This is a genomic window from Croceitalea marina, from assembly GCF_042684265.1.
GTDB classification, from domain to species: domain Bacteria; phylum Bacteroidota; class Bacteroidia; order Flavobacteriales; family Flavobacteriaceae; genus Croceitalea; species Croceitalea marina.
On the sequence record NZ_JBHULB010000011.1, the window covers coordinates 1 to 25,317 of the forward strand.

A 25,317-nucleotide genomic window follows, 5' to 3' on the forward strand; every position below is an offset into this window, starting at 1 on the left:
TCTTTAAAATGTAATCTACAGGCCTCCTCGTCCCCGAAATGAGCACTAAACGTAAATAAATTCATAAGCCAAGTGATTTAGGTTCAGTCAAATATAATAAATTATGAGTAATTACGGATATTCAATTATTTTTTAAACCCCGTGAATGTTAACATACTATTATTCACTTTTGAATGGCTACCTTCGGATTTAAATACTTTACTATAATTTTTATATCTATTGAAAAGATTAATTCTCCACTTAAAACACATTTTACTCAATGTTCTTTTTACAAGACAAATTAATTCGATTCTTATTTTGTTTTAATCTTCTCATTCTTGAAATAAAAAAATTTTCCTTTTTGGCCTTCAGTTTATTATAAACAGTTGAGTCAAATGTGATTAACATCCATCAAATTGCACATGTTAGAAATACTCAAAACATCTTCCTATCTTCTCGTATATCCTTATAGAGAGTGCTTCTTAAAAAAACAGTTATTTTTTCAACGCCCCGCTAAAATCTAAAATAACCTTATTGTCAAGCTCATTTAGATTTTTAAATTCTTTGTGAGCAACCAAAATTGCAATAACATCTGCTTCTTTGACTGCAACTGAAACATCGGTTAGTTTAAATACATTGTGATCATCAATATTAGGCTCAACAATATAATAATCCTCGTTATTGGCATCTTGTAAGACACGCTGAACTATGTATTTGGCAGGGGACTCCCTTAAATCATCAATGTTCGGTTTAAAGGCTAAACCTAAAAGCGCAACTTTTGGTTTTCTGCCATGACGTAATTCAAATTCTAGTTTGGTTGAAACAATTTTTTCAGCGCACCAGAAAGATTTATAATTATTTACCTCTCTTGCTTTTCCAATTATTCTAGATTCCATAGGATATTCGGCAACTATGAAATATGGGTCAACGGCAATGCAATGTCCACCAACGCCACATCCAGGTTGTAATATATTTACTCTTGGATGTTTATTGGCCAAGTTAATTAATTCCCAAACATCAATATCGGCCTTATCACAAATAAGAGAAAGTTCATTTGCAAAAGCAATTTGCACATCCCTTGATGAGTTTTCTACTAGTTTACACATTTCTGCGGTTCGAGCATTAGTTTCATGCAATTCTCCGGTAACGTATTTACGATAAAAATCTACAGCTTTTTTTGTACTCTTATCATCTATGCCTCCAATAACACGGTCGTTATTTACAAGTTCATACATGACATTACCAGGTAAAACCCGTTCTGGACAGTATGCAATAAAAATCGCCCCTTTTAATTCGGGTCTTTCCTCATAAATCAAGTTCATCATTTTCTCAGTAGTGCCTACTGGGGAAGTTGATTCTATGATGTATGTGTCACCTTTTTTTAATAGGGGTATTATATTCTTGGTAGCAGATTCCACATAGGAAATATCTGGTTCATGGTTATTTTTAAAAGGGGTAGGTACTACTATCAAATAAGTGTTTGCTATTACAGGTTCGGTACTTGCCTTTAAAAATCCATTTGAAACTGCTTGCGAAACAGCTTCTCCTAAATCGGGTTCTACGATATGTATTTCTCCCCGGTTTATGGTATCTACCACATTTTGGTTGATATCTACACCATGAACTTTTGTACCACCTTGAGCTATTAGTGCCGCAGTTGGCAATCCAATATAGCCTAAGCCAATCATTACTACTTCTGGTTGTTGCATTATGTTAAGTTTGTTATAAATTCTACAATTTTTTTACAGGCTTTACCATCTCCATAAGGGTTATGTAATTTACTCATGGATTTATACCTTTCTACGTCGTTTAGCAAACTATTGGCCTCGCTAACGATTTTATGAGTGTCTGTTCCTACTAAGATAACGGTGCCGGCATCAACTGCTTCTGGTCGCTCTGTAGTATCTCTCATTACCAATACTGGCTTTCCTAAACTAGGTGCTTCTTCTTGTACGCCACCGCTATCGGTAATAATAAGTTCTGCTTTGTTCATTAACCAAACAAAGGCCGGATAAGCCAATGGTTTAATTAGTTTTACATTAGACAGATTTCCTAAAATTTCATGTACAGGTTTGAGTACCTTTGGGTTTAAGTGAACAGGATATACGATTTGCACTTCTGGGTTACTGGCAACAATTTCTTTTAAAGCATTACAGATATTTATAAAGCCTTGTCCATGATTTTCACGTCTATGCCCAGTAACCAGCACAATTTTTTTATCAAAATCTAAGGTTTGTTTTAACTCTTCTATTTCCTTATCCTCCAAGTTTTTCACTTTTGAAGAACTTTCTAAGAGCGCATCAATAACCGTATTTCCGGTAATTAAAATAGATGCTTTAGTTATATTTTCTCTCAATAGGTTCTCTTGAGAAGTAGTAGTAGGGGCAAAGTGGTAGTCTGCAATTCGACCAGTAATTGATCTGTTAATTTCTTCAGGGAAAGGAGCATATTTGTTAAAGGTTCGCAGCCCAGCTTCGACATGGCAAACTTTTGCTCCTGCATAAAAGCCAGCGATACTTGCAGCCATGGTAGTTGTTGTATCTCCATGTACATATACAAAATCTGGCTTAAACGATTCTAATACCGTCTGTAGCTCTGTTATTATTGCTGCTGTTAGTCCGTAAAGATTTTGCCCGGGTTTCATTAAATCTAAATCAAAGTCTGGCGTAATTTCAAAAAAATCGAGTACTTGATCTAGCATTTCGCGGTGTTGCGCTGTTACACAAACCTTAGTTTCAAAAGCATTAGATTTCTTAAACTCTTTTACTAAAGGAGCCATTTTAATGGCTTCTGGTCGTGTTCCAAAAATTATAAGGTTCTTTTTTTTCATGGATGAAAGATTTCTTTTTCTTTTACTAAGAGTTTGTTTTTATTAGTTCTTTTAAACACTATTTTATTTGCGAGCTACTTTTTTAATTTCATTTAAATACTTAAGCGCCAATTTATCTCGATCAAAATGTTCTTTGGCATGATTATATCCATTTAAACCTTGTTCAGTCATATCGTGTTCCCCTCTAAGATAACTTCGGATTTTTTCTGCTATATCATTAGCATTTTCAGGTTCTGCAAAAACACCACATTGCGCATCTTCAATGAGTTCTCTAGAAACACCATCAATTGCCAAAAGGATAGGCCTTTTACAGGACATATAGTCAAATGTTTTGTTTGAATAAATGGTCTTAAAAGTATCAACCTTCTTTAATACTGCGGTACCTAGTTCAGATGCAAGTATATATTTGAAAGCCTTTTCTTTATCTACATATCCTATAAAACGAACATTTTTTAAGTTTCTCTTTTTAACTTCTTTAATTAATATGTCTTTTGTAGGTCCTCTTCCAATAAGTTGTATGAGTACATTGGTGTCAGTAAGCTTTTCAGCTGTGTGAATAAGTTGAATTAAATGGTTTGCGAGACCATGTGCGCCAATATATGTGATTACAAACTTGTCGTCAATCCCCTCTTCTTTTCGGAATTTTTCACGGTTAAAGTTTTGTGCAACTTTTTCTGCTAAACTGAAATCTGCAGCATTGGGAATATAAATTATCTTCTCTTTAGGTATGCCCTTCTTAATTAATTTCTCTCTAAAAGCAGGTGTAAGAACATTGATTAATTTTGAGTTGCGATATATGAAAGCCTCAAATTTATAAGAGAACTTTATTAAAGCAGAATTACTTATCACGCCTGTGTCTATGGCAGATTCCGGCCATAAATCTCGCACTTCAAAAATCAATGGGATTCTTTTTAACTTCGATAATATATAAGCAGTGATTCCTACAAAAAGTGGAGGAGAGGTGACCACAAGGGCATCATATTTACCTTTTACTAAAAATAAACCTGCCCAAGTACTTGAAAAAACGAAAGAAAAATATGCCCATAACCTTCCCAAAAAATTCACATCATATTGCTCTGATACATGACACCTGTAAACGTCTATATTTTTTTCAAAATCTTTTTCTAGATAGAAAAATTTTCCTTTATATCTTGGATCTACTTTTTTTGATCCTTCTAACATCCCAGCTATAACGGATATTTGATGCCCTTCCTCTGCCCAAATTTTGGTCATTTGATTAAACCGGACACCTCCACCTTCATTTTTTCCCAAAAAATATTGATGTATTAATAATATCTTCATTTTGACTTAATTTCAATTGTTGTTTCAAAACTAGTTTCTGACTTATAGGTGTGCCTAATTGAAGATTCTATTTCTCCATAGTAATTAGAACACCATTTTTCTTCAATTATTGGATTAAGAAGGTTTCCATCATAATCTTTACAAATAATATCAATTTGACTATATGTTTTGGGATTGAAATGCCAATAAAGTTGTGCGGTTAAATTTTCAGCATTTTGGAATGAATCTAAAACAGTCCATTTACTCTTACCCTTATTTTTACTTAGGGACCTTTTATGAATAATCTTATTTCCCAATTCAGGGAATCCTTGGAATTGACCAGTAAATGAATAGGAGTTAGTCGATTCTGAAAGGCTAGCCTTTGCTTTTTTAGTCCAATAATTCCAAATAAACCTAATTCCCTTTAACATCTGATTCTTGCCATTAATTGATACTGTATTATGTCCATGGCAACTTGAGAAAAATTGGCTAAATTCTTTTGTGGTATTGTATTTATAGGATCCTGTATCCCAAATATAATTTTCACCATCTACCCATATATCGACGTGCAAATTGTCAGCATCTCCTGGCCTGTCTTTGTATTGTGCACATTTTAGAAAAGTCTTGGTAGAACCGTCATTTATAACAAAATTTCCACCTAAAGGAAAAGAGGCCAAATTGTTATATTCTTGGGTAATTACTTTTGAATTATTCACTCCATACCACTGCTGACTTTCATCATGTTTTGTAACTTCATTATAGAGTATAGCACTTAAATCATTCAATTGTGATGTGTATACCCGGTAATCATCACTGGTTAGCTTGAAAAAAAGTGCGCCATCATTAGCCCCATAATTAGGAAGTTTTCCACTTTCAATATCTTGACATTGCCTTAAAAAGTATAAGGACTTCTTAGCCCTGTCGTAAACAGTTGAATTAAGCCGAGAATTATGAATTTCACCAAGCTTGATTCCCCAGGTGAGTAGTTGAATGGCAACCCGATGGTAATTCATGGAAAACTGCAGGAATGTCCCATCCTCATAAATCTGATAAGCGATTTCTTCTTGTAACCACTTTTTACCTTTTACGGACCATTTTTTGGTATCAGGCAAAAACGGAAATAGTATACCTCCCAAAAAGAGCATAAGTGTTTCGGTTAGAGCGTGGTTATTTCGCACAGCAATTCTAGAGAAGTTGATGTTGTTGTATACATGATGTAACTGCCAGTAGATAGCATTCATGATTGCATTAAATCTTTCCTCTGTTAATTCTTCAGAATTTCTGTAATAATATAGCGCAAAAGTCCAATTGAGAATCCTTAAACTTATCTCCTGACTGCACCTATAGTTGGGCCCCAAATTTATCGGATTATGAACCAGAAATGATTCAATTTCGCTGAATACCAATTTGGAACAGTCTTTATCAAAATGATAATCATAACGAATAATGTCGTATAAGAAAGAAAATCGCGCCTTCTCCCAAACGTATTTAATATCTCCTGCCTGTTTAGAAAGGTCTACTATTTGGGACCAGTGCTTTAATTCATATTGATATCCTGTATCGGGATTAGTAATCCAATCATAGTCTTTTCCCAATGTTAATTTTGTTCTGCTAAAATAAGTGTAGGTGTTATTATGAATTTCGTTAAAGACTTCCTTAAGTTTAGAATGCGGATTCTTAGTAATTTTCAATGATTCTTTAGACTCAAAGAAAAATTTTGGAGCGTTCTTTTTCCATTCATCCAAGGTTACCGAGCAATTAACGAATTCAGGTTGTGTAGGAAATCTGGACTTTAAAAGTCCCGTTCTCCTTCGAAATTCATAGGATGATCGGAATAGGGTATAGCGCATACCCATATTACTAATAGTATTAATTAATGATGAAATTTTCACAGTTTAGGAGATACTTTTTAAAGTTTATTATTTAGTTCATTAAAAAATAAGTGTAAACTTAATTCGGATATAATTAATAACTTAAGAAAACAGATAATAACTTCAAAAAGTTAGATAAACTGATGCGTTTGAACATCAAAACGATAGTTTAGTCTTATATATTGTATAATTTGCTTAGCTCTGAGACAGCTTTTCTTTAAAAAGGAAATTAGATATGGTATTGAAAGGACGAGGAATTTAGAATTAGAAACATATAGTCAAATAGCTTTACAATAAAATTTTATCTGCACGTAATTTATAACGTGTTTAAAGTCCTATCTACTTCAATGATTTGTCATCAGTGGGATTGGGATAAGGAATTTTTTTTTACTTGTTATTAAGAAGTATGGTATTTATTAATTTGGCCTGATATTCGGCATTGTATTTTTCCCTTATAATTTTATTGCAATTACTTCTCATTAATTCTTCTGGTGTGTCTCTATTTTCAATAATCCATTGCTTAGTTTTTAAAGCTAGATCGGAAATAGAATTTCTTTTAAAAAGCATACCGTTAATGCCAGGCTCAATAGATTCATATTCAGGCATTTGATAATTGAAATCATCATGGGACAGAACAGGGATTCCATTACCTAATGCGGACATTGCTGTTAATCCTACTTCACCTGGAGATACACAAAGACTACTTATATTAAATAATAGTTCAAGTTCTTCTTTCTTAAAAGAAGCTCCATAAAAATGGCAATAATTCGTAAGATTTAACTCTTGAGCTAAGCTTTCTAAGTCCTTTCGGGCCTCGCCTTCTCCTACAAAAAGCACATTAACTTTAAAGTCTTCTTCGACCAAAATATGAGCCGCTTGTAGAATCTGATTTAATCTTTTGACATAGGTAAGCCGGCCTACAAATATGATTATAGGCAAATTTGGATATTTAAATAGTTGCTGTTTAGTATGGTTCCTTGTTTCAATAGTAATTTCATTTTTTTTAATCAAATCATCAATTCTTCCCGTTGAGTTGTATATGACATGTAGCTTTCTTTCAGGAAAGCCATTTTTGACCATAACCGCCTTGGCTTTATGACCATATAAGAGAATCCCATCACTAAGTCCATAAAAAACCTTCCTAAGCTTCCATTTCCAATCCTTTTTTGTGGTTATCACGCCATGGGTCCACTGATAAACTTTTTTACCTGTCAGTTTAAGATAAAAGATTGCTAACCATGTAGAAAGGTAGTATGCGTTACCTAAGAAAATAACGCTATCGAACTTTTCTTTACTCAAAAGCGAGAATAAGCCAGATTGCCAAAGAATAGCCTCTTTATATATCCATCTGTTTTTAACAAATTTCCAAAGGAGACCACCATCTTCTATATTTTTACTTGCTAGATCCGGGTTTATTTTCTTAATATCGTTTCCGGAATCAGAGTCTGAAATCAGCGTATATCTAATATCAGTCGATTTCATAAGTTCTTGTAAGACGGGTAATCTATAGTGGGCAAAATAAGGATATATTATCGCCACATTTTTTATTGATTTGTCCAAATGGTTCATGTTTTGGCATTGGTGTTTAAAAGATTAAGACCTTCACAGTTCCTATAACTAAAAACATTCGCAATATAATTATTCAAAATAAAAAGCACATGATAATATATTTTCAAATCCATATTTTTATTGTTTAGGTTTAAGTAGAAAACAGTTTATTATCGTTTAAATTGTAAGAATTCAGCTGTATTTTTCTTTCAAGTTATTTCCCAAAAAGTCATTACTTATATGAGTATATAGCATACAGATAGTATTTTAGAATTGTATTAAAGTAGGTTGAATTAGTTTAATCTTCTTTTGTTCGATAAAACTAGTTTTTAATCTATTAAGTCGGTGTTTCTACCTATTTTTTAATTTATTTTGCATCTTCGATGCTTAATGCCCTTAAATAAATTATGATAAGGACTCTCAATATTATCAATGATTATTCATTATATCTTCTTGTATTTTCTGTTACGTTTGAGACTTGGGACCCCTTTCAATTAGTTGGTACGGTTTCGGTCACATTTCTAACAACAATATTATATTTAGGAACTTGGGTTCCCTTAATATCTAGGAATTTCGACTTTTTACCTTTTAAAAGGTTTGTTATCCCCCTTTTTCTGCTAATCGTGTTTGGTTTTATTTGCTCCGCCATAAACTCGGAGTATATAAACTCATTAATATATGCCTTCAACTACAGAACACTTCTTTTGATTGTATTAATGACATTTATTGCCGCCCATCTCTATTGTAAACCCGAAATTTCACCGATAGTATTAAATACCTACATAGCTAGCATGCTTTTGGTTTTTTTATTGGTGTCACTGGGACAAGGTGTAACTTATTCCAATGGTAGATTGTTGTTGTTTGGTGAGAATCCCAATATGATGGGGGCAAAAGCTGCTATAGCTTTCTTGATTACTATTTCAAAATTGATAAGTGATTTTTCTTTTAAAAGGGCCATAATAATATTGGGCATTTGTATCCCATTTATAAGTCTTACAGCTATTTCTGGCTCGCGTGGTGCTCTTGTATCTATGTTTTTGGGACTTTTTGTTTTGTTGTATTTTAGAAGAACAAGTGTTGTTAATAAATGGGCACTGCTAATTTTTGCTTCGCTAGTCTCCATAATGCTCATAACGTATTTATTGGAAACAAATCCTATTATGGCCGAACGTTTCATGAGTACCGTAGAAACAGGTGATACTGGAAGAAATGGACTATGGGATGCAGCGTTTAATATAATTAAGGATAATATTTTCATTGGCGCTGGTTTTGAAGGTGTCAAGCCCATGATGTTAGCCTATTCTGGAGCGTCTATGAACCCTCATAACATCTTTCTCTATATATTTATTGCATGTGGCCTTCCTGGAATAATTTTATTTCTAATTTTTTTGATCCGTTTGGCAAAATTGCTGTTCTATCATTTTAAGAAGAGCGGAAATTCCTTAAACCTTGTTTTATTTATCATTGTCATCTTTAATATGTCTAAACAGGGTGGGAGCATAGGAAAAATATTGTTCTGGTTCTTTTTTGCAGTTTTAATTGGTTCCACTGTGAACATGTTATCTATAAATGAACTTAAAAAAATACGGAATGAAGATATTAGTAGTATCCAATAACTATCCATCGCTGGAGAACCCTACTCGGGGTGTATTTGTTTACAATTTGATACAACATTTTTGTAGGCTAGGGCATGAGGTATCTGTGATTTGCCCAAAGAATATTTTATCCGAGGGGTCCAAAAAAGTTGAATCGTATGGTATAGAAAGCTGCAAAGTTTATCGCCCGTTTATCTTTTCCGCCTCCAATAAGCAAATAGGCTCCTTCAATACCTATCAGGTTACTGAGTTGGTGCAGATTAAAGGTGTACAAAGGACTGTTAGAAAGCATAATCTAAAATTTGATTTTGTATATGCTCACTTTATGATGAATGGTATTATCGCTGTAAATGCACTTCAAAAGTATAATAAACCTATTTTCGTAGCAATTGGTGAAAGTGATTTAATTGGATTAACTAAGATGTATCCTGAAGATTACTTCAAAGAAAACATCAAAAAAATAAAAGGTTTTATTGCGGTTTCAAATAAGTTAAAAGATCAATTAATTGGTTTTGGGATTTCTCGCAATAAAATATTTATGAAACCTAATGCAGTTGATCTTACTAAATTCTACCAAAGGGATAAAGCGGAAATGAGAAAGAAATATAGGCTACCCACGGAGCTTAAATTAGTTGCATTTGTAGGTAGGTTTTTGCCTCACAAGGGACCTTTACGTGTATTGAAAGCTGTTGAAAATTTAGACAATGTTGGAGTACTTTTTATGGGTACTGGACCTCAGGAGCCGATTGGTTCTTCTGTTGTTTTCAACGAAAGTGTGCCTTCTTATCAAATACCCGAATTATTATCGGCGGCTGACATTTTTGTTCTCCCTACTGAAAGAGAAGGATCATGTAATGCAATTGCAGAGGCTATTGCTTGCGGATTACCTGTTGTGTCTTCAAAAATCCCGGAAGTAATGGATCAATGTCATTCTTCTTTTTCTATTTTGGTAAATCCCTTGGATGTAAAAGCTATAGAAATGGCTATAGATTCGATTCTAAGTGATGAGGAAAAAAGAGAAGAAATGTCTAAGAACGCCTTGGAATACTCAAAGAATTTTGAAATTGGTGAAAGAGCCGCAAGCATTCTCAACTTTATTAAAGAAACAATTGAAGCATAAAATAAACGGACATTAGGTTAAAGAGTTAATAAGACTTTTGGATTAATCACACAAAGCATACTTAATAGCAATTAAATTATAAACGGCTACATACTAGCGCCGTAATTTGAAACGATTTTTGTGTTTATTTGGTCATAGTCTCATTAAAAAGAACTAACTAGTATAAGATAAATTGATATAGCACGTTTATAATGATGTAAATGTAAAAAATGTACTAAACGGATTTGATATTCTCAAGAATTGTTCCAGCATTATTTTTTTAATTACCTCATATTTTAAAGCCTAGGAAAAGGTGAAAAACTTTAAAAATAAAGAATCAAGAAAACCTTATGGAGGAAAGAAAAACTATCATCTATATCATGTCTAATGAACGGTCTGGATCTACTCTTATTGAGAATATACTTTCAAAATCTTCCCAAATAGTTTCGGTAGGGGAAACATATCTTTTAAGTGGCTATATTCATAAAATAGGACCTGGAAGTACTTGGGATTGGAATTGTTCTTGTGGAGATAGTTTATTAGAATGTGATTTTTGGAATAAGGTATATCGAAAACTGAATATTTTAAACCCTCTAGATATAACAAATACTAAGATTGTATACCCTAAATGGAAGAATAAGGATAAGCAAAAATCAGATAATTTCCGGGCTGTTTCTTTGATGAACCAGATTTATAATGCCGTCTTTGAAACCACAAATTGTAACATATTGGTCGACTCTTCAAAGAAACCATTTCATGGTAAATCTCTTTATAAAAATTCTCCCTTTAATTTTAAATTTATCTATTTAAAAAGAGATTTGCGTGCGGTATCAATTTCAAAGCAAAAATGGTGGAAAAGATATGGAAGAGAACATATAAGTCTACTAAGTTTTCTAAAATCTAACTATAAACATCGATTGAAATGTTGGTTGATGCTAAAAAAAGTAAGGAAAGAAGATATTTTCTATCTGAAATACGAAGATTTTTTTGTAAGTCCGCAAAAAGCCTTGGATGATATGTCAAATTTTTTTGGTTTTGATGCATTTGAGATGCCTAAATTTATGGAACTAAACAATGATCACACTATAGCCGGTACACTTAACCGCTTTAAGAAGAGAGAGATTAAATATGATAATCGATGGCATGATATCTCCAAAAAACGTCCCCTCTTTAATTTTTTAGGTTATATGCTTAACAAAATCGGATGAGTGTAAACAGTAAAATTAAGCACGCAGGTAAATGGCAATCTTTCTCCGTCCTTTCCCAAAGTGTTCTTCAGCTACTTTACTTTTCTATAATGACAAGGCTATTATTTAAAGAAGATTATGGTCTAATGGCTATTGTCAACGGAATCATTGGAATTGGGAATATTTTTATTCTAGGAGGTATGGGGGCTGCGTTAATACAGCGTAAAGAAATAAACAACAAACATATTAATGGTGCCTTGCAAACTAGTATTCTAATAGGAGTCCTGTTATATGCCGGATTTTATTTTACATCACCATTTATTGCTTCTGCGTACAATGACCCGAGGTTGGTTGATCTTGTCAAAGTCTCTTCTTTGAATTTCCTTTTGCTAGCACTTAGCAATATTTCGGTCAATTTACTTGTCAAGCATTATTACTTCAAGAACGTTGCACTCGTTTATATTAGTTCAAATATAATTGGCTATGGTACGGGTGTTTATTTAGCTTTAAATGATCACGGGGTATGGTCTCTTGTTATTGCAACCCTTTTGTCATCTTTTCTAAGTGCTATTGCCTTGTTTTACTTAGCACCAATAAAAATAAGCCTAAGGATTCATTACAAAGAAGCTCGTGAGTTGTTTGGGTTTGGTTCTGGAATGATGTTATTGACCTTCAGCAATTTTTTATGTAATAGAGGATTAAATTTAGTTTTCGGGAAAATTTTTGTACAAGATGTATTGGGTATCTACGAGAGAGCCTCTAGGATAAAGGAAATACCCAGTCAATTTCTTGCAAGGATTATTAATAAAGTAATGTTTCCTGTGATGTCCGAAATCCAGGATGAGAAGGAGAGGTCGATAAAAATTTACCAATTTGGCTTGGGCTTAAGCAATTCCATTATGATTCCGACTACAGTGCTACTAGTTTTTTTTTCAGCTGAAATTGTACAAATTCTGATGGGTGCAAATTGGACAGAAGCTGTTGCACCCCTTCAAATTATGTTTCTAATTCTGACGTTCAGCAATTCTGGAAAAATGACAGATGCAGTTATTAGGGCGCAAGGTTTGATTTATAAAAACGTTACCCGTAAGTATATTTTTACGGTAATCATTATAGTACTTTCGGGTACCTTAGGGTATTTGTACGGAATTAAAGGCGCGGCAGTTGGAATAGTTATCAGTCACTTTATTAATTATTTCATGATGATTGTTTTAGTAAAAAATGTTTTTGAAGGGTCTATTGGAGAATATTTTTACAAGCCCTTTAAAGAAGGGTTAAGACTGGGTCTCTATATTGGAATTCTCATTCTCGCATATAAGTATATATTCAATTTATGGGGAAAAACTGATGTTACTATGTTTATTGTATTTGTAGTAGGTTTGCTGGCAGTATCTGCTGGTTTGTTAAAGGTTAAACCTTCTGTATTTGGGCGATATTTAGAACTGGCAATTCTAAATGTGTTGAAAAAAGAGTAAAGTTCTTGTTTGAAAAATAAAAGGATTATAAACATATTGAGTTTTAAATATGAAAGAAAACACACCAATTAATTTCTGGGGCATAGGAGCTCAAAAAGCTGGCACCACATGGTTACACTATAATTTGTCCAAAACACCGGGCTTTGCAATTCCTCCGGTAAAGGAATTTCACTATTTTGACAGGGATGCCAAATATCCCTCACCAAATAAGCTATCCGAGACGAAGCTCAAGAATAGGATTACCAAGGTGACTTTCTTAAAAAAAGCCTCAAGGACAATCATTTCCTCATTGTTTAAGGGAAAAATGAAAGATGTGGCATTTAATTTCAAATGGTACTTTTCAGATTATAGTGATAAATGGTACATATCAATTTTTGCCCCATTTAAGGGAATAAAAGGCGAGATAACACCTAGTTATTCTATGTTAAGCAAAGAAGATATATCTAGAATGTACGCGATGGCTCCCGACGCTAAATTAGTTTTAATGCTAAGAAATCCGGTAGATAGGGCTTGGTCCCATTTTAGGCATACAAAAAAGCGTATTAAAGGATTTACTCTTGATAGCGTTGAAGACAGTGAAATCATTGCATTTATGCAAAGTGAAGGTCAGGAACTAAGATCAAATTATGTGCGTACTATTAACAACTTTACTAGTGTTTTTCCTAAAGAGCAACTGTTAATCGGTTTTTTTGATGCGATAATGGATGCTCCAGAGCAATTGCTTGATGAGGTTATACAATTTATTTCTTCCAATAATAAACCTGAGGAAGAGTCGAAAAAATTATCGAATGTTGACGATTCAGCAATAAAAAAGGTGGTGAATAAATCTATAGAACTAGATTGTCCCCCCGCAGTTTTGACCTTATTAAAGGAAAAGTACCATGATATGAGTTTAGACCTTGCTAACCAATATGGAGGCTATTTTAATAAATGGTATTTTGAAACTTATGGTAAGCCTTGTGAAAATAAGGATGATAGGTTGTTTCCAACAATTCTTGTTTCATAACGGTTGACTTAAATCGAATGATACGTTTTTACAAACCTCATTCGAAGTATTTACTCCCGAATGGCTTTTTTGTTAGAAGAAAGCTTGACATGCCATAATATTCATGAATAAACTCAAAGTTATTGATAAAAAGTATGGTATATTTCATTTGATCATCGTAGTGAAAGCCTTTACCATTCTAATACATTAGGAATGCAACAAGGATTTTCTAATTTTTCTATATTTTAAGACTTACCTGTTGTCCTAACAGGTTTAAATTAAAGAAATCACATTTTACTGACCAGAGTGTTGGCTCATTCCTCCTTCATATTTTAATAATTTGTTAAAGAATTGTGCAGTTCATCGAATAAATAAAACGGCGAAATCCAAAAGTATGATTCATTACGTTTAAGATTTAGTATTAAAAAGGTATTTCGTCGAAAAACCGCTACAATTTGTCGTTTATTATTGAAATTAGGATATTTTTATAATCCAAATCTTATTCGTTAAAATTATATGCTTAACATTATGAAATCTTATGCCCCAAGCTCCCTAGTTATGTTGTTTGTTTTTAGTATTCTGTGCTTTATTTCTTGCAGTAAGGATTCAGATTTATTTGCCGAAGCCATCCTTTTAGATGAAGAAGAAATAGAAGCTATAGAAGAAGCTGGCAGTGATAGTACTGATGGAACAGATGGTTCTGATGGAAGTGAAGCGAAAGAAGGCGATGGTACTAATTTAGTGCGCAATGGAACTTTTGAAAATGACGACGAATGGGTCTTGCGTAATGGTAGTACAATAGATAATGGGATTTTAACAATTATAGCTAACGGTAGTGTTGGCAGTTCAAGAAACAACTGGTCTGCAGAAGTTCAGAACGTGTTAAGCATTCAATATTACGGCACAAGAAGATTTAGATTTACCTTTGATGCCAGACAAATTAGCGGAAACGGGGAATTTCAAATAGGGCAAAGAAACAATGCAGCTTTTGAGCAAGTTATAACAAGTGATTGGACTACATATACGGTTGAAGTTGATGGGAATGTTCCTAACGCAGGAAATGACATTAATATAGGTGGTAGGGATGTAGGAGATGTTTTTGAAGTCGATAATTTTAAGATGGAAATTATTGGGGACACTTCAAACCACAACGTTCCCCAAAAAGGAGGTCAGTTTACTTTCTTTACGGACTTTGAGTTTGAAACGTATGGTTATGACCAATGGACTTCAAGCGGTGGACAAACGCGACACGCAAATGACTGGGAAGTAGACCACGGTTTACCAAGAACTACCGCTCACCCGAATTCGCCCTTAACAACTGGGCGAGATGGCACAGGCTCGGCCATTTGGCTTGGGTCTTATAACAACGACCAGCGTAGAAATGAGGTAGGGAGGGATATTGCCATGGACTTTGAACACGCTATCAGTTTTTCATTTTATGTTCAAAACGAATTGCCTCCCTCAAGACTCTTACTTCAAAATAGAAACCTAGCTCCGGGCGGTAGTAGCACTGTTAACTCAATTTCAATTAGACAGGCCGATACGCCAGGTAAAATGTTCTTTAGTTTATGTACTGACGTTAATGCTGTTGACCAAAGCGCAGCAACACTAGGGGGATGGAACGGTGCAGGTACAGGGACTACATCAGTATATTTTGATTATAATTACCGGGCTTGGAATGATGTTGTGATACTTTATAAAGGCGCGTTCGGGGCAAATTACACAGGGCCCAGTACCTCAGAGTTGGCAGAAGTTTTCGGTTATGACCCTAGGAGTGATGGCTACATTGAAATTTGGGTCAATGGAAATAAAATAGTGGACCACGTCGGAACGACTCTTTATCGCTATGAAAGAAGGGGCGGTGAGATTCGCTCTGGAATTACCCCAAAAATAGGAGCCTATTGGGGTGGTGCCTTTGATCCACAAGGTGATATTTACTATGACAATTATGGGATTTGGAATGGCCCAGATGCAACTTTCTCTATTATGGACCCAAGTAAATAATGCAGGATAATGAGTTATTAAGTAACAACATAAAAAATCCTAACAACGTTGTTAGGATTTTTTTTTCATTGTTTTAAATTAATATTACCAATTAGCAAGATAGTAGTTCTTTAAAAAATGTAATTTGATTTCAAAATCGGTAAGGATATACCATGTAACAAATAATGTTTCTTAAGGTATATCTAGAAAGCCTTAACCGTAATATTAACAATTTTAATATTCTATGATTATTTTTTACCTATTTGGAAATATTCAAATCCATTGGCATGCATTTTTTCAGAATCGTATTGGTTTCTACCGTCAAAAACTATAGCATTTTTTAGTTGTTTTTTCAATTCCTCAAAATCGGGAGATCTAAACTCTTTCCATTCGGTTAGTAATATCATGGAATCAGCACCGGATAGCGTTTCGTATTTAGATTCAAAATATTCCACATTGGGTACATCCTTGAGGTAAAAGTGTTTGGCTTCATCAATTGCCTTTGGGTCATAAGCATTAATTTTTGCTCCTCTCTTGGTTAATTCTTTTATAATATAAATTGCTGGTGCTTCTCGCATATCATCAGTTCCTGGCTTAAATGCAAGTCCCCAGATTGCAAAGGTTTTTCCAGTTAAATCTTCACCAAATCTAGAGATGACTTTTCTTGCAATCACTAATTTTTGAAGATCATTAACATCCTCCACCGCTTTGATTAATTTAGGAGAATACCCATTCTGTTCGGCCGTCTTTTTTAAGGCTTTTACATCTTTGGGAAAACAGGAGCCTCCATAACCACTACCTGGATAGATGAAACTATACCCAATTCTGCTATCTGAACCAATTCCGACACGAACTTTATTTACATCAGCATCCACCAATTCACAAATATTTGCAATCTCATTCATAAATGAAATTTTAGTAGCCAACATGGCATTAGCAACATATTTGGTCATTTCTGCCGATCTCACATCCATAGTAATCAGACGGTCTGTACTACTCCTAAAAAATGGAGAATAAAGGTTCCTCATTATTTTTGTAGCATTTTCGCTATCAGAACCTACTACCACCCGATCTGGTTTCATAAAATCATTGATAGCATCTCCTTCTTTTAAGAATTCAGGGTTGGATACCACGTGGAACTCAATTTCAACTTTTCTTTTTGTTAACTCTTTCGAGATTGCATCCTTAACCTTGTCAGCAGTTCCAACGGGAACAGTAGATTTATCAACAATAACTAATGGAGTAGTCATATGCATTCCAATCTCTTTTGCAACCCCAAGGACATATTTTAAATCTGCAGAACCATCTTCTCCCATAGGAGTTCCTACGGCAATAAAAGCGGCATCACATTTATCTAGATTTTCGGATAGTTTTGTGCTAAATTTTAAGGTGTTGTTTTCAACATTACGTTTCACCATTTGCTCTAGGCCAGGCTCATATATAGGGATAATACCCTCCTTTAGTTTGTCTATTTTATTACTATCAATATCTATACACGTGACTTCATTACCCATTTCAGCAAAACAAGTACCACTTACTAAACCAACATATCCGGTTCCAATTACTGTTAATTTCATTGCTTTTTATTGAATTTATTTCGTTTCTAGATTATTTTATATGTTTCTAATAAAAGGAGACTGCTAATTCCAGTACCATTTTAAATTATAAATATTTCATTGGTATTATTAAAGGCATTCAATGGCTTTAATTGCCAAAATGTTCGTTTTCAAAATTTTAAGCCGCAAAGTTGCGAAAGTTTTTTGTTCATCAACTAAAACAACCATAACAATCCATAAATAACGATGAAATGTAATTTTTACTTTGGGTTCCTACTAAATACGTTGTAAGGAAAAGGGACCAAAATTCAGAGTCATTGTTTTTATGTTTTGTAGAAATTTTTGTACCAGTTAATGAATTCGGCAACCCCTGTTTTAATTGGTGTGCTGGGGGAATATGCATAGTCCCTAATTAATGAATCAACATCGGCCCAAGTTTTTTCGACATCTCCAGGCTGCATAGGCATAAGATTCTTATCTGCCACCATTTCCAATTCATTTTCTATGGCTTCTATAAAATCGTTTAACTTAACGGATTTATTATTTCCTATATTATATAAATTATATTTTTTGCTGCTGTCGTAGGAAGAAGTGTGTTTATTTTCTAGTATCCTGACTACACCTTGAACAATATCATCAATGTAGGTAAAATCCCTTTCCATAGCACCTTTATTAAACACGTTTATTGGTTTTTTATTAAGTATGGCTTTGGTAAATAGAAACATTGCCATGTCCGGGCGTCCCCAAGGACCATAAACCGTAAAAAAGCGTAAGCCCGTGGAACGAAAATCATACAAATGGGAGTAGGTATGGGCCATGAGTTCATTACTTTTTTTGGAGGCAGCATATAAACTTATTGGGTGATCTACGTTATCTGCGGTCGAGAAAGGAACTTTTTTATTCATTCCATAAACACTTGAGCTGCTAGCGTATACCAGATGTTCTACTTGGGAATGTCTGCAGCATTCCAAAATATTTACAAACCCAACAATATTGCTATCAACATAGGCTTTTGGATTTTCTAGGCTATATCTAACACCTGCTTGCGCCGCTAGATTACAGACTACATCAAAACGTTCCTCCTCAAACAGATTTCCTAATGTATTGTCATCCGTTATATCGCTTCGTATGAACCTAAAATTTGTATAATTCTTGCTCTTAACAATCGAGTTAAATTGTTCCGCATTTTTTCGAGTTATTCCCAATTCCTTAATTCGTGCGTACTTTAAATTAATATCATAGTAATCGTTGATATTATCCAGGCCAACTACGGTATGTTTCGAATCCAATAAACTTTTTATCACGTGAAAACCAATAAAACCTGAGGCACCGGTAACCAATATTTTCATTTCTTTTATTTAAAGGTTAGATTCAAGATTATACTCCTTTTTGTAAAAGGTCTCCTTAAACTTTTCCATTTATGATAATTTATAAAGTTTATAATAGGTATTCAAACGATTTTTTTTACTGATTTGCCGAAATATTAGGTTTATTTTATTCCAAATCGGTATTTCAGAGTAATTTTGATTTTAGAACTTGAGCAAAGATACTCGTAGTCTTATTAATTTGAAATATAAATTTGTTGAAATTCTGGAACTCTAATAATTAATCCCAAATTGAATGGACATTAACCTGAAGACCAAAATACAAAGTAAGATTTGGCTTTCCTCTCCGCACATGGGGGAGATGGAACAGTCTTTTGTTAAAGAAGCTTTTGATACGAATTGGATAGCTCCGTTAGGGCCAAATGTTTCAGGTTTCGAGTCGGACCTTGAAGATTACTTGGATGAAGGTGTGCATGTTGCCGCCTTAAGTTCTGGTACGGCTGCCATTCACTTGGGGCTTAAACTTTTAGGTGTAGGTAGGGGAGATGAAGTTTTATGTCAAAGTTTTACTTTTTCGGCATCCGCGAACCCAATAACATATTTAGGTGCTTTACCAGTCTTTGTGGACAGTGAGAAAGAGACTTGGAATATGTCTCCAGACCTTCTTGAAGCTGCCATAATCGATAGGGCCTCTAAGGGAAAAACACCAAAGGCCATAGTTGTGGTTCATTTATATGGTATGCCATATAAGGTGGATGAGATACATGCAATATCTAAAAAATACAATATTCCTATTTTAGAGGATAGTGCCGAAGCTTTAGGTAGTACTTATGAGGGAAGAAAATGTGGAACTTTTGGAGATATTGCAGTTCTTTCATTTAACGGAAATAAAATTATCACAACTTCTGGGGGAGGTGCTCTGGTTTCGCCTAATAAATTTCATAAAGAAAATGCCATCTTTCTAGCTACCCAGGCTAGAGATGATGCACCACATTACCAACATTCTAAAATAGGGCATAACTACCGAATGAGCAATGTTCTGGCGGGAATTGGAAGGGGTCAAATGAAAGTCTTGGATAAAAGGGTTGATGCTAGAAGAAGAAACTATGACTACTATCAACAACAACTCCATGAATTACAAAATATTACTTTTCTTCTGGAACCAAAAGAAATGGTTTCAAATAGATGGCTAAGTTGTATTTTATTTGAAAGTTACGAATTAAGGGAAAAAGTTAGAATTGCCTTGTTGGAGGAGAATATTGAATCACGACCTTTATGGAAGCCAATGCACTTGCAACCAATTTTTGAAAACGAGCTCAGTTTTACAGATGGAACTTCGGAAGATTTATTTCAAAGGGGTTTATGTCTCCCAAGTGGGTCTAATCTTTCTTTGAATGATTTAGAACGCGTAATACACATAATTAAATTTACCTTAGAATGATACAAAGCTATCTAACGAATAAGGTTGAACGATATGCTTCAAAGTGGCTGGTATTGATAATTGACGTTGTCATCGTATTGATATCCTTTGTTCTATCGTACTTAATTCGATTCAATCTTACGTTTAATTTCGACGTTGAAAAATTATTTGTACAGATACCTTGGATAGCTCTGATGTTTCTATGCTCTTTTTTGGTTATCGGTTCCTATAAAGGTGTTGTCCGACATACTGGTGTTCAAGATGTATACAATCTATTCAATGCTATTTGCCTCGCTAGTATTTTGATTATTTTTTTAGTTATTGTTAATAAAGAATATCAGATAGTTGAAAATTTTACTATTCCACTCTCAATAATTATAATTAATAGCCTAATAAGCTTTATTACCTTAATAACTTCAAGATTTCTTTTTAAGACTTTGTTCCTAAATATTTTTAATCAGCATGGGATTAATGCATCAAAAAACGTCCTAATTTACGGCGCAGGAGAGTCAGGTATTTTGACATATGGTACACTTACTAATCACTCCAAGAGTAATGTAAAGATTTTAGGTTTTGTCGATAATGATAAAAAGAAAATAGGCAAAGTAATAAATGGAGTCACCGTTTATGCTCCTGAGGTATTGACCAAGGATTTTATTGTTAGAAAAGGAATATCAGAAATCATATTTTGTATACAAAGTATTTCCCACAAAAGGCTTCAGAATCTTGTTGAAGGATTGGTAGACTTTCCGGTATTGGTTAAAATAGTTCCTCCCGTAGAAGATTGGATTAATGGGGAATTGAAAGTTTCTCAAATAAAAAATATCCAGATTGAGGATTTATTAAATCGTGCACCAATTGATCTCAACAATTCGAATATAGAAAGGGAATTACGCGATAAAACTGTTTTAGTGACTGGGGGAGCGGGTTCCATAGGTAGTGAACTGGTTAGACAAATTTGCAATTTCAAGTATAAATCTTTAATTATTATTGATCAGGCCGAATCGGCCTTGTATGATTTACAGCAGGAGCTAAAACAAAAGGGTTTTCACAATTTCGTTCCTATAGTAGGAGATGTCAGGGACAAGAAAAGAATGGACATGCTTTTTGAGGAATACAAACCAAATATGGTATTTCATGCGGCTGCATATAAGCATGTTCCTTTAATGGAGCAAAATGCTTATGAGGCAATCAAAATAAATATTGCAGGAACCAAAAACATCGTAGATATATCTACCGAACATAAGGTGGATAAATTTGTGTTGGTTTCAACAGATAAAGCAGTAAATCCAACTAATATAATGGGGGCCAGTAAACGTATTGCTGAGATTTATGTGAGCTGTCTTCAGCAGCAGAATGATGATACGAGTTATATTATTACAAGATTCGGGAACGTTCTAGGTTCCAACGGTTCGGTTATTCCATTATTTAGAAAGCAAATCGAAAAGGGTGGACCACTTACACTTACCCATAAAGACATAACACGTTATTTTATGACTATTCCCGAAGCTTCTCAATTGGTTTTGGAGGCTGGTTCTATGGGCGTTGGTGGTGAGATTTTTATTTTTGACATGGGAGAGTCAGTTAAGATTTTCGATTTGGCCAAAAACATGATTAAGCTTTCTGGTTTGAAATATCCAGAGGATATAGATATTATTATTACAGGATTACGACCAGGAGAAAAATTATACGAGGAATTATTGGCAAATGGAGAGAATACACTTCCTACGTATCACAAGAAAATTAAGATTAGTAAGACTAGGGAATTAGAATACGAAAAACTTAAATCTCTAATTGACGAGCTCTGTATTGCCAATACATTTTTCGGTGAGAACACTGTAAAACTGATGAAACATATTGTTCCAGAGTATATATCAAACAACTCGGAATTTTGCGAATTGGATAGGAAAGAAAGTGTTACTTTTGAGGGAAATCAAAAAATTCAATCAGATCAACCCCACAGCGCATTAAATTTATAAGTTTATATTCTTTTTATGAAAAAAAATGATTCGATATTTTTAGTTAAGGCAATGCTTGTATGTATTTTGCTTGTGCTTTCTTCTTGTGCTTCCAGAAAAGATGTGGTCTATTTTCAAGATACCGGAAATTTTGAAACTTTGGTGAACGATAATACTTTTGTTTCAAGGTTTAAAGTTGATGATTTAGTGTCCATTCATATATCTTCATTGAATCCAGAGGCCAGTGTACCTTTTAACCTTTTTAGAGGCGCTTCTGAAGGAGGTTTTAGAGCGGAACAAGTAGATTATTTAGTAGATCAAGCAGGGGAAATTGATTTTCCAGTGATTGGAAAACTGAAAATTGAGGGACTTTCTCCAGACGAATTGCGTGTCCTTTTAAGAGATCGATTATCAGACTACCTTAAAGATCCCATTATTAACATAAGGTTAAGCAATTTTACTGTAACTGTTTTGGGAGAAGTTCTTAGACCTGGCACGTACCCGGTCAATGGAGAACAAATAACAATTTTGGAAGCTTTGGGTCTTGCTGGTGATTTGACCTTAAGAGGAGTTCGAAACAATGTCCTAGTGATTCGGGATTTTAATGGTACCAAAGTATATACCCGAGTTGATTTAACATCTAAGAATATTATAAAGTCGCCGGTGTTTTATTTGACTCAAAATGACGTAGTTTATGTAGAACCCAACAAATCGGGCATTAAAGAAACTTCTCTTGATGGAAGGGCTACAATCTATCTTTCTATTGCAACGACGCTAATTACCTCAACTATTATTTTAATCACACGAAATTAAATTGTGTTTTAACATGCAGACCGAAAAGCAAGTTATCCCCAATAATAACGCCGACCTAAGTAACTTGATCAAACCATATTTGAAGAATTGGAAATGGTTTGTAACTTCAGTTATTCTTGCCATAATCTTTGCCATTTTCTATTTACGGTATACGGTACCTCAGTATGCCATCCGTTCCAAGGTTAAAATATTGAAAGATCAGAATTCTACTTCAGAACTAGGTGCATTCACGGATTTAGGTGTTTTGGGCGGTACCAGCAATAATGTTCAAGATGAGATAGAATCCATAAACTCTAGAACAAACCTTATCGAGGTGGTTAAAGAACTTGGATTAAATAAAAGGATAATAGCTATCGGAAACATTATAAATACGGGATTATATGATAACCCACCATTTAATATTAACTTTTTAGGACCAGACTCTATTGTTCAAAAAACCGAATATGAATTTTACATCAGACTGATTTCAGATACCAAATTTGAATTTGCCAATATTGAGAACGATACGTTTAAAGAATATTCTTTTGGAAAACCGTTACCTTCTTCCTTAGGCGATTTAATTATTACCCCTAACTCCACGTTAGATATTAGTACCTACAGCGAGAGAGAGTATGAAGTCAAAGTCAGTCCACTGGCAATAAGAGCAGAATACTATCAAAAAAAAATAGCAATAACCACTGCAAATGAATTTTCCAACATAATTTCAATAACTCTAAATGACGCTATTAAGCAAAGGGGAAAAGACATAATCAACGCTTTAATAGATAAGTACAATCAAAATGCTGTTGATGATAAAAAAGCAATTGCCGATCGAACCTCTAGTTTTATCAATGATCGAATAACCGATATATATGGAAGTTTGTCAACGGTAGATAAAAGTGCAGAAGACTTTAAATCAGGAAGAGGAATAACAGATATTGCAGCTCAAACGAATGTTAATTTGAATGTCGGAGCGGCTAATCAACAAGAATTGCGTAATTCGACAGTTCAATTGGATATCGCTGCTTCGATGAAAGACCTTGTCGATAATCAAGATGGTTATGAATTGCTTCCAGCCAATGTAGGATTGGCAGACCAAACTATCGCGAACACAACCGCTAGGTATAATGAATTGGCTTTAGAGAGAAAAAGACTTCTCGAAAGTTCGAATGAGAAAAACCCAATCATTGTAAATCTAGATCAACAGTTGGATGGTTTGAAGCGAAGTATGAAATCGAGTTTGAATAGCGTTACCAATAATCTATCGCTTCAAGTTAATAGTCTAAGCAATCAAGTCTCTAGGATTAATTCTCGTATCTATTCTGCCCCTAAAAATGAACGTGCACTTAGAGATATCACACGTAAGCAACAAACAACGGAGTCATTGTATCTATACTTGTTACAGAAACGTGAGGAGTCGCAGATTACATTCGCATCGGCATCACCTAAATCAAAGGTTATTGATAGAGCTTATCTTCTAAGCAAGGACCCAGTCTCTCCTAAGAAACCAATTGTGCTTTTAGCCTCCATTATTCTGGGTTTGTTGGTACCTTTTTCCGTAATATATGCCAAGGATGTTTTGGATAATAAGATCCATAATAAGGTTAATTTAGAAAAACTAACGGGAGATGTTCCGGTCTTGGCCGAGCTGCCCAAAATTTCTAAAAGAGAAGACTCTTTAATAAAGTCTGATGAGCGAACAGTTTTGGCTGAATCTCTCAGAGTTTTGAGAACAAACTTGGATTTTATCCTAAAATCCCGGAAGAATATCAATGAGAAATATGGAAAAACCATTTTTGTAACCTCTAGTTTACCAGGAGAGGGTAAGACTTTAGTTTCCTTTAATCTTTCTATGATTTATGCCAACGCTGGTAAAAGAGTTCTTTTATTGGGTGCGGATATTAGAAATCCTAAAATCTATGATTTTTATAAAGGGGACAATGTTGGAAAATTGTCAAAGTCCACTATGAATAGTGAGAATAGGGGATTAACCGATTTTTTGTCCAATGAATCTTTGAAACCAAAGGAAATAATTTCTTCAATATTAGTGAACGATCAGACTATCGATATAATTTTTGCTGGGACCATACCACCTAATCCTACTGAATTATTAATGGGTGAAAGAACGAATGAATTATTTGAAGCAGTCAAAAATAAATATGATTATATCATTGTTGATACTGCTCCGCTGATGGTGGTTTCCGATACTCTACTTATAAGCGAAAATGCCGATCAGACCCTTTATGTAACTAGAGCTGGGGTTACGGAAACCAATGTTGTTGATTTTCCTATAAAGTTACAAAAAGAAGGTAAGTTAAAGGGATTATCTTTTATTGTAAACGGTGTGAAGTCCTCCAATTTAGGTTATGGCGGAAAGTATGGTTATGGTTACGGCAATAATAAGAAGAAATGGTATCAAGTATTTAGTTAAGT

General features: G+C 34.2%; 17 protein-coding genes. 10 read left to right on the plus strand and 7 right to left on the minus strand.

From position 1 onward, the window contains the following. Positions 1-473: 473 nt before the first annotated feature. The 5 genes from wecC to ACFSQJ_RS08995 all read right to left on the minus strand — a co-directional run bounded on the left by wecC (position 474) and on the right by ACFSQJ_RS08995 (position 7,521). Entirely contained in the window at positions 474-1,688 is a 1,215-nt protein-coding gene (gene wecC, locus ACFSQJ_RS08975) for a UDP-N-acetyl-D-mannosamine dehydrogenase (RefSeq protein WP_377766620.1), read from the minus strand. Beyond that, positions 1,688-2,809 carry a non-hydrolyzing UDP-N-acetylglucosamine 2-epimerase gene (gene wecB / locus ACFSQJ_RS08980; RefSeq protein WP_377766621.1) on the minus strand — a complete coding sequence of 374 codons (1,122 nt, stop codon included), beginning with the start codon at positions 2,807-2,809 and terminating at the stop codon, positions 1,688-1,690. The genes wecC and wecB overlap by 1 nt, the downstream gene beginning before the upstream one ends. Positions 2,810-2,872: 63 nt before the next feature. Continuing rightward, entirely contained in the window at positions 2,873-4,111 is a 1,239-nt protein-coding gene (locus ACFSQJ_RS08985) for a glycosyltransferase family 4 protein (RefSeq protein ID WP_377766622.1), read from the minus strand. Beyond that, positions 4,108-5,982: a heparinase II/III domain-containing protein gene (locus tag ACFSQJ_RS08990; protein WP_377766623.1), complete on the minus strand. Its 1,875-nt coding sequence runs from the start codon at positions 5,980-5,982 to the stop codon at positions 4,108-4,110. Before ACFSQJ_RS08990 ends, ACFSQJ_RS08985 begins: the two co-directional genes overlap by 4 nt. Positions 5,983-6,348: 366 nt before the next feature. Further along, positions 6,349-7,521, minus strand: coding sequence for a glycosyltransferase (locus ACFSQJ_RS08995; RefSeq protein WP_377766624.1), 1,173 nt, complete (start codon positions 7,519-7,521; stop codon positions 6,349-6,351). Positions 7,522-8,300: 779 nt separating this feature from the next. Between ACFSQJ_RS08995 and ACFSQJ_RS09000 the strand changes: the two genes are divergently transcribed. The 6 genes from ACFSQJ_RS09000 to ACFSQJ_RS09025 all read left to right on the plus strand — a co-directional run bounded on the left by ACFSQJ_RS09000 (position 8,301) and on the right by ACFSQJ_RS09025 (position 15,854). Further along, the gene (locus ACFSQJ_RS09000) at positions 8,301-9,125 is read left to right on the plus strand and encodes an O-antigen ligase family protein (protein ID WP_377766625.1); all 825 of its coding nucleotides are present in this window, start codon (positions 8,301-8,303) and stop codon (positions 9,123-9,125) included. Further along, entirely contained in the window at positions 9,079-10,224 is a 1,146-nt protein-coding gene (locus ACFSQJ_RS09005) for a glycosyltransferase (RefSeq protein WP_377766626.1), read from the plus strand. The genes ACFSQJ_RS09000 and ACFSQJ_RS09005 overlap by 47 nt, the downstream gene beginning before the upstream one ends. Positions 10,225-10,553: 329 nt before the next feature. Next, positions 10,554-11,411, plus strand: coding sequence for a sulfotransferase (locus ACFSQJ_RS09010; RefSeq protein ID WP_377766627.1), 858 nt, complete (start codon positions 10,554-10,556; stop codon positions 11,409-11,411). Beyond that, entirely contained in the window at positions 11,408-12,865 is a 1,458-nt protein-coding gene (locus tag ACFSQJ_RS09015) for a lipopolysaccharide biosynthesis protein (protein ID WP_377766628.1), read from the plus strand. Before ACFSQJ_RS09010 ends, ACFSQJ_RS09015 begins: the two co-directional genes overlap by 4 nt. Before the next feature lie 49 nt (positions 12,866-12,914). Continuing rightward, on the plus strand, positions 12,915-13,871 hold the full coding sequence (locus ACFSQJ_RS09020; protein ID WP_377766629.1) for a sulfotransferase: 957 nt from the start codon (positions 12,915-12,917) through the stop codon (positions 13,869-13,871). Positions 13,872-14,366: 495 nt separating this feature from the next. Continuing rightward, complete coding sequence (locus ACFSQJ_RS09025) at positions 14,367-15,854, plus strand: hypothetical protein (protein ID WP_377766630.1); 1,488 nt, start codon at positions 14,367-14,369, stop codon at positions 15,852-15,854. 227 nt (positions 15,855-16,081) lie between these two features. Here the strand turns inward: ACFSQJ_RS09025 and ACFSQJ_RS09030 are convergent, their stop codons facing one another. Beyond that, positions 16,082-17,410, minus strand: coding sequence for a UDP-glucose dehydrogenase family protein (locus ACFSQJ_RS09030; protein ID WP_377766631.1), 1,329 nt, complete (start codon positions 17,408-17,410; stop codon positions 16,082-16,084). Positions 17,411-17,712: 302 nt separating this feature from the next. Then, positions 17,713-18,738: an NAD-dependent epimerase gene (locus tag ACFSQJ_RS09035; protein WP_377766632.1), complete on the minus strand. Its 1,026-nt coding sequence runs from the start codon at positions 18,736-18,738 to the stop codon at positions 17,713-17,715. A 271-nt stretch (positions 18,739-19,009) separates the two neighbouring features. Between ACFSQJ_RS09035 and ACFSQJ_RS09040 the strand changes: the two genes are divergently transcribed. Genes ACFSQJ_RS09040 through ACFSQJ_RS09055 form a run of 4 tightly spaced genes read left to right on the plus strand, consistent with a single transcriptional unit; the run spans position 19,010 to position 25,315 of the window. Beyond that, the gene (locus tag ACFSQJ_RS09040) at positions 19,010-20,155 is read left to right on the plus strand and encodes a DegT/DnrJ/EryC1/StrS family aminotransferase (protein WP_377766633.1); all 1,146 of its coding nucleotides are present in this window, start codon (positions 19,010-19,012) and stop codon (positions 20,153-20,155) included. Further along, a complete protein-coding gene (locus ACFSQJ_RS09045) occupies positions 20,152-22,113 on the plus strand; it encodes a polysaccharide biosynthesis protein (protein ID WP_377766634.1) in 1,962 nt (653 codons plus the stop codon). Before ACFSQJ_RS09040 ends, ACFSQJ_RS09045 begins: the two co-directional genes overlap by 4 nt. Before the next feature lie 15 nt (positions 22,114-22,128). Next, positions 22,129-22,905 (plus strand): polysaccharide biosynthesis/export family protein, encoded by a 777-nt coding sequence (locus ACFSQJ_RS09050; RefSeq protein WP_377766635.1) that lies wholly within the window; start codon positions 22,129-22,131, stop codon positions 22,903-22,905. 13 nt (positions 22,906-22,918) lie between these two features. Further along, on the plus strand, positions 22,919-25,315 hold the full coding sequence (locus ACFSQJ_RS09055; protein WP_377766636.1) for a GumC family protein: 2,397 nt from the start codon (positions 22,919-22,921) through the stop codon (positions 25,313-25,315). Positions 25,316-25,317: the final 2 nt, after the last annotated feature.

Bases quoted from the DNA above. Each gene is read 5' to 3' on its own strand.
- ACFSQJ_RS09010 (WP_377766627.1), top strand. From the start codon at position 10,554: ATGGAGGAAAGAAAAACTATCATCTATATCATGTCTAATGAACGGTCT.
- ACFSQJ_RS09020 (WP_377766629.1), top strand. From the start codon at position 12,915: ATGAAAGAAAACACACCAATTAATTTCTGGGGCATAGGAGCTCAAAAA.
- wecC (WP_377766620.1), bottom strand. From the start codon at position 1,688: ATGCAACAACCAGAAGTAGTAATGATTGGCTTAGGCTATATTGGATTG.
- ACFSQJ_RS09005 (WP_377766626.1), top strand. From the start codon at position 9,079: ATGAACTTAAAAAAATACGGAATGAAGATATTAGTAGTATCCAATAAC.
- ACFSQJ_RS09030 (WP_377766631.1), bottom strand. From the start codon at position 17,410: ATGAAATTAACAGTAATTGGAACCGGATATGTTGGTTTAGTAAGTGGT.
- ACFSQJ_RS09050 (WP_377766635.1), top strand. From the start codon at position 22,129: ATGAAAAAAAATGATTCGATATTTTTAGTTAAGGCAATGCTTGTATGT.
- ACFSQJ_RS09055 (WP_377766636.1), top strand. From the start codon at position 22,919: ATGCAGACCGAAAAGCAAGTTATCCCCAATAATAACGCCGACCTAAGT.
- ACFSQJ_RS09015 (WP_377766628.1), top strand. From the start codon at position 11,408: ATGAGTGTAAACAGTAAAATTAAGCACGCAGGTAAATGGCAATCTTTC.
- ACFSQJ_RS09035 (WP_377766632.1), bottom strand. From the start codon at position 18,738: ATGAAAATATTGGTTACCGGTGCCTCAGGTTTTATTGGTTTTCACGTG.
- ACFSQJ_RS09040 (WP_377766633.1), top strand. From the start codon at position 19,010: ATGGACATTAACCTGAAGACCAAAATACAAAGTAAGATTTGGCTTTCC.
- ACFSQJ_RS08985 (WP_377766622.1), bottom strand. From the start codon at position 4,111: ATGAAGATATTATTAATACATCAATATTTTTTGGGAAAAAATGAAGGT.
- ACFSQJ_RS09025 (WP_377766630.1), top strand. From the start codon at position 14,367: ATGCTTAACATTATGAAATCTTATGCCCCAAGCTCCCTAGTTATGTTG.
- ACFSQJ_RS09045 (WP_377766634.1), top strand. From the start codon at position 20,152: ATGATACAAAGCTATCTAACGAATAAGGTTGAACGATATGCTTCAAAG.
- wecB (WP_377766621.1), bottom strand. From the start codon at position 2,809: ATGAAAAAAAAGAACCTTATAATTTTTGGAACACGACCAGAAGCCATT.
- ACFSQJ_RS09000 (WP_377766625.1), top strand. From the start codon at position 8,301: ATGCTTTTGGTTTTTTTATTGGTGTCACTGGGACAAGGTGTAACTTAT.